The organism is Kitasatospora sp. NPDC001261, from assembly GCF_042896795.1.
GTDB lineage: Bacteria > Actinomycetota > Actinomycetes > Streptomycetales > Streptomycetaceae > Kitasatospora.
In genome coordinates this window covers 140,037-149,762 of the sequence record NZ_JBIAXP010000028.1, presented here as the reverse complement: position 1 = coordinate 149,762, position 9,726 = coordinate 140,037, and the positions used below count along the sequence as shown (strand labels likewise).

General features: G+C 72.3%; 4 protein-coding genes and 1 rRNA gene. 3 read left to right on the top strand and 2 right to left on the bottom strand.

Annotated elements, in window-relative coordinates; genetic code table 11:
• Positions 1-91 (top strand): 5S ribosomal RNA (gene rrf / locus ACFY4B_RS32295); the annotation flags it as partial.
• A gap of 59 nt (positions 92-150) precedes the next feature.
• Positions 151-996, top strand: coding sequence for a phosphatase PAP2 family protein (locus ACFY4B_RS32290; RefSeq protein ID WP_387973936.1), 846 nt, complete (start codon positions 151-153; stop codon positions 994-996).
• A gap of 8 nt (positions 997-1,004) precedes the next feature.
• Here the strand turns inward: ACFY4B_RS32290 and ACFY4B_RS32285 are convergent, their stop codons facing one another.
• Together ACFY4B_RS32285 and ACFY4B_RS32280 are read right to left on the bottom strand one after the other, a co-directional pair.
• A complete protein-coding gene (locus ACFY4B_RS32285) occupies positions 1,005-1,568 on the bottom strand; it encodes a GPR1/FUN34/YaaH family transporter (protein WP_049658771.1) in 564 nt (187 codons plus the stop codon).
• A 299-nt stretch (positions 1,569-1,867) separates the two neighbouring features.
• Entirely contained in the window at positions 1,868-4,429 is a 2,562-nt protein-coding gene (locus ACFY4B_RS32280) for a SpoIIE family protein phosphatase (protein WP_049658769.1), read from the bottom strand.
• Positions 4,430-5,002: 573 nt separating this feature from the next.
• Between ACFY4B_RS32280 and ACFY4B_RS32275 the strand changes: the two genes are divergently transcribed.
• Complete coding sequence (locus ACFY4B_RS32275) at positions 5,003-9,511, top strand: hybrid sensor histidine kinase/response regulator (protein WP_074005718.1); 4,509 nt, start codon at positions 5,003-5,005, stop codon at positions 9,509-9,511.
• Positions 9,512-9,726: the final 215 nt, after the last annotated feature.

Genomic DNA, 9,726 nt, shown 5'->3' with positions numbered 1-9,726 from the left:
GCCCGGTTACATTCCGAACCCGGAAGCTAAGCCTTACAGCGCCGATGGTACTGCAGGGGGGACCCTGTGGGAGAGTAGGACGCCGCCGAACAATTATTCCGAAAAGCCCCTTCCCATCCGGGAAGGGGCTTTTTGCGTTACCCTCTGCCAATGCAGAACCTGACCCTGACCTGGCAGTCCGCCGGGGCCGTCTCCGTCGGCCTCTACGCGGGCGCGTACGCCGCGGCGAAGGGCCGGAAGCCGGCGCTGTCCGCGCTGTTGCGGGAGGCCGGCACGCTGCTGGCGCTGTTCGCCCTCTGGCAGCTGGTCGGGCACCTCTCGGTGATGAGTACGGACCACGCGCTGGACCGCGCGAGCTGGATCCACCACACCGAGCAGGTGATCGGACTGCCGGACGAGGCCTCGTGGCAGAAGGCGGTCACGCCGTACCCGGTGCTGGTGAGGCTGGCGAACTACTACTACGCGGCCATGCACTTCGCCGTGATGCTCGGCGTCCTGCTCTGGGTGTTCGTGCGGCACCGCGAGCGCTACGCGTGGGTGCGCAACACGGTGGTGATCACGACCGCGGTCTGTCTGCTGGTGCAGTTCATCCCGGTGGCGCCGCCGCGGATGCTCCCGGAGAGCGGCTTCGTCGACGTGGCCGCCCAGTACGGGCAGTCGGTGTACGGCGGCGCGGTCGGCGGTGTGCTGGTGGCCGACCAGCTGTCGGCGATGCCCTCGGTGCACGTCGCCTGGTGCGTGCTGGCGGCGGTCGCGGTGATCCGGGTGTCGAGCAGTTCGCTGCGATGGGTGATGGTGCTGCACCCGGTGCTGACGGTGGCCGTGGTCGTGGTGACGGCCAACCACTTCTGGCTGGACGGCATCGTGGCGGTGGCGATCCTGCTCCTGGCCTACGCCGTGCTGGCGGTGGCGGCACGGCGCCGGGGCCGGGCCTCCGCCGGGACGGAGGTCCGGCCCCTCAGCGCCGCCGAGGAGCGGCTGGAGCAGGTCGGCTGAACCGACGGTCACTTGACCGGCAGGGCGAGCTTTCCCCAGGAGCCGTTGCTCAGTGCGGAGGTGGCCCGGTACCAGGCGGCGAGCCCGGAGGCGGCCGCGATCCAGCCGCCGGTCTTGGCCAGGCCGCCGTAGCCGCCGAAGCTGGCGACGGCGGAGAGCACCAGGGAGACCGTCAGCAGGCCGTAGACGGCGCGGCCGAGCAGGCCGGCGCCCCAGCTCGCGGCGGTCAGGGTGAGGCCGAGCAGGGCCCACAGCAGCAGGAAGAGGCCGGCGGCGTTCTTGCCGGCTCCGCCGGCCGCGGACCAGGCCGCCCAGAAGGCGCCGAGGCTGGTGAAGGCGGTTCCGGTGAAGCCCTCGCCGCCGCGGAGCTGCCAGAGGCCCGCGATGAAGAGGGTGACGCCGCCGAGGAGGAGGGCGAGGTCGGCCGCGTTCCCGACTCCGGCGCCGTGCAGGACGCCGGTGGAGAGCAGGCCGTAGGCGAGCAGTGTGAGACCGAGCGCGAGGTAGCCGAGGTTACCCGCGTCGGCTCCGGTGGAGCGGGCGTTCGTTGCCCCGGTAGCTTCGTTGCTCACCGGAGGCTCCTTTCACTCTGGGCGCGCGCAGGGCGCAGTGACGCTGTGGTGTCGTCCGGATGAGTGCGGAGAGGAGTGCAGAGAGGTGGAGAGAAGGAGTGGGGATGAGGGCCGCGCGCGACCGCGCCGAGGGCGCACGGCTGTGAGCGTGCGCGGCTGCGGTCGAAGGTGATGGGCCGGCGGAGAGCCGCCGGTCACGTCCCGGCCGGGGGATTCCCCGGTGGGATCGGTCTACCCGGCCGAAGGCGCTTGTACCATTGTGAATATAACAATTTGTGACTGCGTCAGCGGATGACCGCTCACACCTGACGCCGGGTGGGCACCCGCAGGGTCAGGATCGCCATGTCGTCGGACGGCGGCTCCGGGGCGAAGCGCTCGACCGCGCGCTGCACCCGAGCCGCGACCGCTCCGGCCGTCAGCCCGGTACAGCCGGTGAGCACCTCGGCGAGGCCGTCGTCGCCCAGCATCCGCCGGCCCTCGCGGCGTTCGGTGACCCCGTCGGTGACGCAGAGCAGGACCTCGCCGGGCGCGAGCACCAGGCGCTCGGCGGTGAGGTCGAGGTCGTCCATGACGCCGAGCAGCGGCTGCGGGGTGGCAGCGCGGTCGACCTGGCCGTCGGTGCGCAGTCGCAGCGGCAGCGGATGGCCGGCGCAGACCAGGGAGAGCTCGGTGCTGCCGTCCGGAAGGGGCGTCAGCTCGCCGTAGAGCAGGGTGAGGAAGCGGCTGCGCGAACCCTCGTCCAGGATGGCCGCGTTGAGCCGGCGCAGCACCTGCGGGGCGTCCAGGCCCTCGCGGGCGAGCAGCCGCAGTGAGTGCCGGGCCAGGCCGGTGACCGAGGCGGCCTCGGGGCCGGTGCCGCAGACGTCGCCGATGGCGAAGCCGTAGGTGCCCTCGCGGATGGTGAACAGGTCGTAGAAGTCGCCGCCGACCTCGTTGCCCTCGCCGGCCGCCTGGTAGTAGACGTCCACCTCGACGCCGGGGATCTCCGGCAGGTCCGGCGGGAGCAGGCTTCGCTGGAGGGCCTGGCTGGTGGCGGTGCGCTCGGAGTAGAGGCGGGAGTTGTCCAGGGCGAGGGCGGCCCGGCGGGAGAGGTCCTCGGCGAGTTCGAGGATCTCCTGGCGGAACCGGACGCCGGCCGGGACGCCGAGCACCAGCAGGCCGATGACGCGGTTGCGGGCGGTCAGCGCGAGGACGACGGTCTCGCCGAGCAGGCCGGCCAGGTCCGGGCCGTCGGTGAGGCCGCCGGCCTCGGCGGTCTCGGCGGGGGCCGTCCAGAACCGGACGCCGTGCGAGGGGCCGGCCTCCGGGACGGGGGTCTTGTCGAGCAGGGCGCGCAGCGGGTCGATGCGGTCCTCGTCCTCGTGCAGGACGAAGGCGAGCCGGGCCGGGGAGGAGTGGTCGGCGGTGGTGTAGACGGCGCACCAGGAGGCGAGGGTGGGGACGGCCATCTGGGCCATCAGCGCGAGGGTCTGCTCGTGTTCGAGGGTGCCGGCCAGCAGGTCGGAGGCCTCGACCAGGAAGGAGAGCGAGCCGCGGCGCAGCTGTTCGAGCTCGGTCAGCCGGGTGCTCTCGACGGCGAGGGCGACCCGGTCGGCGGCGAACTGGAGGCGCAGCGCGTCCTCGTTGTCGTAGCGGCCGGGCACGGCGGCGGCGATGCCGAGCGAGCCGATCAGCCGGCCCTCGACCTTGAGCGGGACGGTGATCAGGGAGCGCATGCCGCTGTCGGAGAGCAACGGCAGGCCGGTGGGCCGGGTGGCGAGGTCCTCGTGGACGGAGGGCAGCCGGGCGGAGTCGTAGCGGTTGCCGGTGCCGACCGGGAAGCGGGCGTGCCGGCGGTGCCCGGAGGTGAGGCCGGTGGCGGCGCGGACCTCGAACTCGGCCTCGTCGTCGGTGGTGAGCAGCAGGTACGCGGCGTCGCCGTCGAGCAGGTCGCGGGCGCGTTCGACGGTGCGCTGCAGCAGGGTGTCGAGGTCGTCGGTGGCGACCGGGCCGGCCAGCAGGTCGAGCCGGGGGCCGGCCGGGTCGGGGCGCTCGCCGGGCAGGGCGCGGGCGGGGGAGCGCAGCACCGCGCGGTCGGGTTCGAGGACGAGCAGGCAGAGGGTGGAGGGGACGCCCTCGGTGTCGCGCAGCCGGACCTGGACGCCGTACACCTCGACCTCGCGGCCGTCCTGGCGGCGGACGCCGTAGCCGCCCTCCCAGCGGGCCATCCGCAGGGTGTCGGTCAGGCCGAGGCCGCGGGCGGGGGCCTGCGGCCAGACCGCGAGGTCGGCCCAGGGACGGCCGAGGACGGCGGCGGCGGGGTGCTGGAAGAGCGCCTCGGCGTCCGGGTTCCAGGCCAGCACCCGGCCGTCCTCGTCGAGCTGGACGACGGCGACGTGCACCGGGCCCGGACCGCTGGGCAGGTCGCTGCCGGGGGTCGCGGGAACGGCGTAGCGGGTGCCGGACACGTGTACGGGCAGGGCGAGGCGGAACCAGACGGTCTTGCGGCCGGCCGCGTACTCGACGCCCCACCGTTCGGCGAGGGCGGAGCACATCAGCAGGCCGCGGCCGCCCTCGCCGTCCGGGTCGGCGTAGCGGTCGGAGTCGACGACCGGACCGTCGCCGAGCGAGGGCAGGCCGCGCTCGGGGTGGTGGTCGGTGACCTCGATCCGGACGCTCTCCTCCTCGCGCAGGCAGCAGACCTCGGCGGCGGTGCCGGCGTGCACGACGGCGTTGGTGACGAGCTCGCTGACCAGCACGACCGCGTCGTCGACGACCTCGGGCAGCCCCCAGCCGAGCAGCGCGTCCCGGACGAAGCCCCGTGCGGCGGCGGCGGACCGGCCGTCGGGGTCGAAGGTGGCGGCTGCGCGCGCGGTGACCACGTTGCCACTTCTCCTCTGCTGCTCTTGCCCTGGCTGTCCGGGGGCGCGGCGCCGACTCCCCGTGCGCGCCGTCGGGGTGAGCGGCGGCGCTGGGTCGGGCCGTGGCCCGGTGCAGCGCTCCACCCTACTTTCCGCTTGGTTCCCCGTGGGGGCGGGGAGTCGAAACTGGCACCAGAGGGTGATTCTGCCCACCTGTTTCGGACGGTGCGGTACGAACCGAGCGCAACCGGCCCTTCACCCGGTGCCGGTGCTGCCAGACTGGGGGGTCCGCGACGGCCGGTGGGAGCAGTACGGTCGTCGGGGTGCCGGCGCGCCGCGGGCCGCCGGTACGCAGCCCGACCGGGCCGGTGCCCGGGTGCGTGCCGCACCGGCACGGGTCGGTCACCGGACAGTTCACGATGTGGGAGGGGCCCGTTGAGTTCGGCCACCAAGGACGCAACCGGAACGACGCCGCCCGCCCCGCGCGGTGGGCGCCCCGGGGCCGCGCCGCGGAACGCGGCCGGTCGGCGGGTGAGTCACAACCGTGGCGCGGAGCCCGCCGAGCTGCGCAAGCTGCTGTCGGCGCTGACCGCGATGCGGGACGGCAACTTCCGCCGCCGGCTGACCGTCCCCGGGGACGGGCCGCTGGCCGAGATCGCCGCGGTCTTCAACGAGGTCGCCGAGCGCAACCAGCACCTGACCGGTGAGCTGGCGCGGGTCCGCCGGGCGGTGGGCCGCGAGGGCCGGTTGAACGAGCGGCTGGAGACCGGCGCGGGCGAGGGCGCCTGGATGGCGGCGGTCGACAACTGCAACGCGCTGATCGACGACCTGGCCCGCCCGATGGCCGACGTGGGCCGGGTGCTCACCTCGATCGCCGAGGGCGACCTGGACCAGAAGATGGAGCTGCGCTCGCTGCACAGCAATGGGGTGAGCCACCCGCTGCGCGGCGAGTACCTGAAGATCGGGCGGACCGTCAACGGGCTGGTGGACCAGCTCTCCGAGTTCACCGACGAGGTGACCCGGGTGGCCCGCGAGGTCGGTACCGAGGGCAAGCTCGGCGGCCAGGCCAAGGTCCGCAGCGTGTCCGGGAGCTGGAAGGACCTGGCGGACTCGGTCAACACCATGGCGGGCCGGCTGACCGCCCAGGTCCGCAACATCGCCCAGGTGACCACGGCGGTCGCCAAGGGCGACCTGTCCCGCAAGGTCACCGTCGAGGTGGCCGGCGAGATGCTGGAGCTGAAGAACACCGTCAACACGATGGTGGACCAGCTGAACGGGTTCGCCGCGCAGGTCACCGGGGTGGCCAGGGACGTGGGGACGGAGGGCCGGCTCGGCGGTCAGGCCCAGGTGCCGGGCGTGGCCGGGGTCTGGCGGGACCTGACCGACTCGGTGAACTTCATGGCCGACAACCTGACCGGCCAGGTCCGCAACATCGCCCAGGTGACCACGGCGGTGGCGCGCGGGGACCTCTCGCAGAAGATCGAGGTGGACGCGCGCGGCGAGATGCTGGAGCTGAAGAACACCATCAACACGATGGTCGACCAGCTCTCCGGCTTCGCCGAGCAGGTGACCAGGGTGGCCCGCCAGGTGGGCACCGAGGGGCGGCTCGGCGGGCAGGCCCAGGTGCCCGGGGCGGCCGGGGTCTGGCGGGACCTGACCGACAACGTCAACTTCATGGCGAACAACCTCACCGATCAGGTGCGCAACATCGCCCAGGTGACGACCGCGGTCGCCAAGGGCGACCTGTCGCAGAAGATCCAGGTGGACGCGCGCGGGGAGATCCTGGAGCTGAAGAACACCATCAACACGATGGTGGACCAGCTGGGCGCCTTCGCGGACGAGGTCACCCGGGTCGCCCGGGACGTCGGCACCGAGGGCATCCTCGGCGGCCAGGCCAGCGTGCCCGGCGTGGCCGGCATCTGGAAGGACCTGACCAACTCCGTCAACCTGATGGCCAACAACCTGACCAGCCAGGTCCGGAACATCGCCGAGGTGACCACGGCGGTGGCGCGCGGCGACGTCTCCAAGAAGATCACCGTCGACGCCCGGGGCGAGATCCTGGAGCTGGTGACGACCGTCAACACCATGGTCGACCAGCTGTCGGCGTTCGCCGACGAGGTGACCCGGGTGGCCCGCGAGGTGGGCACCGAGGGCATCCTGGGCGGCCAGGCCCGGGTGCGCGGGGTGTCGGGCATCTGGAAGGACCTGACCGACAACGTCAACTTCATGGCGTCGAACCTGACCGGACAGGTGCGCAACATCGCCGAGGTCGCCGGTGCGGTGGCCCGCGGCGACCTGTCCAAGAAGATCGCGATCGACGCGCAGGGCGAGGTGGCGGCGCTCGCCGCGACCCTCAACACCATGGTCGACCAGCTGTCCTCCTTCGCGGTGGAGGTCACCCGGGTGGCCCGCGAGGTCGGCACCGACGGCACCCTGGGCGGCCAGGCGAGCGTGCCGGGCGTGGCCGGCATCTGGAAGGACCTGACCGACAACGTCAACCTGATGGCCAACAACCTCACCGGCCAGGTGCGGAACATCGCGCTGGTGATCACCGCGGTGGCCCGCGGCGACCTCTCGCAGAAGATCGACGTCGACGCGCGCGGCGAGATCCTCCAGCTCAAGACCAGCATCAACACCATGGTCGACCAGCTCTCCGCGTTCGCCGACGAGGTCACCCGGGTCGCCCGCGAGGTGGGCACCGACGGACGGCTCGGCGGCCAGGCCCGGGTACCCGGCGTGGACGGCACCTGGCAGGACCTCACCGAGTCGGTGAACGAACTGGCCAACAACCTGACCCGGCAGGTGCGCGCGATCGCCCAGGTCGCCACCGCGGTCACCAGGGGCGACCTGAGCCTGCGGATCGACGTGGACGCCGCGGGCGAGCTCGACGAGCTCAAGGACAACATCAACCAGATGATCGCCAACCTGCGCGAGACCACCCGCACCAACCAGGAGCAGGACTGGCTCAAGACCAACCTGGCCCGGATCTCCGGCCTGCTCCAGGGCCGCCGGGACCTGGAGGCCGTCGCCTCGCTGATCATGACCGAGCTGACCCCGGTGGTCTCGGCCCAGCACGGCGCCTTCTTCCTCGCCCAGCCGGCCGGCCGCACCGCCGAGCTGATCACCGAGGACGACGACGAGAACGACACCGTGCTGCGCCTGATCGGCAGCTACGGCTACCAGCGGCGGGCGATGCCGACCACCTTCCGGCCCGGCGAGTCGCTGATCGGCCAGGCCGCGGTGGAGAAGCGGGCGATCATCCTCAAGGAGGCGCCGCCCGGGTACCTGAAGATCGCCTCCGGCCTCGGCGAGGCCTCCCCGGCCCACATCGTGGTGCTGCCGGTGCTGTTCGAGGGCCGGCTGCTGGGCGTGATCGAGCTGGCCACCTTCAGCTCCTTCACCACCGTCGCGCTGGACTTCCTGAACCAGATCGCCGATCTGATCGGCGTCACCGTCAACACCATCAGCGTCAACACCAAGACCGAGGGCCTGCTGCTGGAGTCCCAGCGGCTGACCGCCGAACTCTCGATGCGGTCCGCCGAGTTGGAAGCCCGCCAGGAGGAACTGGAGCGCACCAACGAGGAGTTGCAGGAGAAGGCCGAGCAACTCGCCCAGCAGAACCGCGACATCGAGATCAAGAACGGCGAGATCGAGGAGGCCCGGCAGGTCCTGGAGGAGCGCGCCGAGCAGCTCGCCCTGGCCTCCCGGTACAAGAGCGAGTTCCTCGCCAACATGTCGCACGAGCTGCGCACCCCGCTCAACTCGCTGCTGATCCTGGCCAAGCTGCTCTCCGACAACAACGAGGGCAACCTCTCGCCCAAGCAGGTCGAGTTCGCCGACACCATCCACGGCGCGGGCTCCGACCTGCTCCAGCTGATCAACGACATCCTCGACCTGTCCAAGGTCGAGGCCGGGAAGATGGACGTCCGCCCGGCCCGGATCGCCCTGGTCCAGCTGGTCGACTACGTCGAGGCCACCTTCCAGCCGGTCGCGCTGGACAAGAACCTGGACTTCGCCGTCCGGGTCTCGCCCGCCCTGCCGGTCACCCTGCACACCGACGAGCAGCGGCTCCAGCAGGTGCTGCGCAACCTGATCTCCAACGCGGTGAAGTTCACCGACGCCGGAGCCGTCGACTTCTCGATCCGCCAGGCCGGCCGGGAGGTCCCGCAGCACGTGCGCGAGCGGCTGCTGGAGTCCGGCTCGATCCAGGGCCCGGACGACGAGCTGATCGCCTTCTCGGTCTCCGACACCGGCATCGGGATCCCCGACAACAAGCTGCGGGAGATCTTCGAGGCGTTCAAGCAGGCCGACGGCACCACCAGCCGCAAGTACGGCGGTACCGGCCTCGGCCTGTCCATCAGCCGGGAGATCGCCCGGCTGCTCGGCGGCGAGATCCACGCCGAGAGCGAGCTGGGCAAGGGCTCGACCTTCACGCTCTACCTGCCGCTGCGCACCGAGGCCCCGGAGCCCGTCGGCGACCCGCGCCAGGGCGCCCCGGGCAGCCTGGCGCCGCGGGCCTCGGTCGGGGTGACCCCGGTGGGCCTGCCGGTGCCGGTCGGCGAGAACCCGGCCGACCACTGGGCCCAGGAGGTCCGCGAACTGGCCGAGGAGCGCCGCCGCGGCGCGGTGGAGCGCCGGCGCAGCGCCGCCCTGGAGAGCGCCGCCGGGCCGCGGACGGTGGAGCCCGTACCGCCCCGCCCGGCCGGCGGCGGCCGCCGCTTCGACGGCCAGCAGGTGCTGATCGTGGACGACGACGTCCGCAACGTGTTCGCCCTCACCAGCGTGCTGGAGCAGCACGGCCTGACCGTCCTGTACGCGGAGAACGGCCGCGAGGGCATCGAGATGCTGGAGCAGCACGAGAGCGTGGCGCTGGTCCTGATGGACATCATGATGCCGGAGATGGACGGCTACGCGACCACCGAGGCGATCCGCCGGATGCCCCAGTTCGCCGGCCTGCCGATCATCGCGCTGACCGCCAAGGCGATGAAGGGCGACCGGGAGAAGTCGCTGCAGGCGGGCGCCACCGACCACATCACCAAGCCGGTGGAGACCGACCACCTGCTGTCGGTCATGCACGAGTGGTTGAGCGGCGACCGGGCGTGACCCGGGGGGAGGCGTGAACCCCGGCCCGGGCCCCGGGGTTCACGCCGGTCGGTCGGCCGGTTTGCTGGCGGTCGGGCCCGGGAACCCGGTAGGGTCACCGATCGTTGCGAACAGTGACCGGACGGCAACACGCTGGTGAGCGTGCGCCGGAGCACTGACTGCGCGCCGCCCCGGATCGGGTCACGACGGGGCGATGTGCCGGGCGAGGGGGTGCG

Bases quoted from the DNA above. Each gene is read 5' to 3' on its own strand.
- ACFY4B_RS32290 (WP_387973936.1), top strand. From the start codon at position 151: ATGCAGAACCTGACCCTGACCTGGCAGTCCGCCGGGGCCGTCTCCGTC.
- ACFY4B_RS32275 (WP_074005718.1), top strand. From the start codon at position 5,003: ATGCGGGACGGCAACTTCCGCCGCCGGCTGACCGTCCCCGGGGACGGG.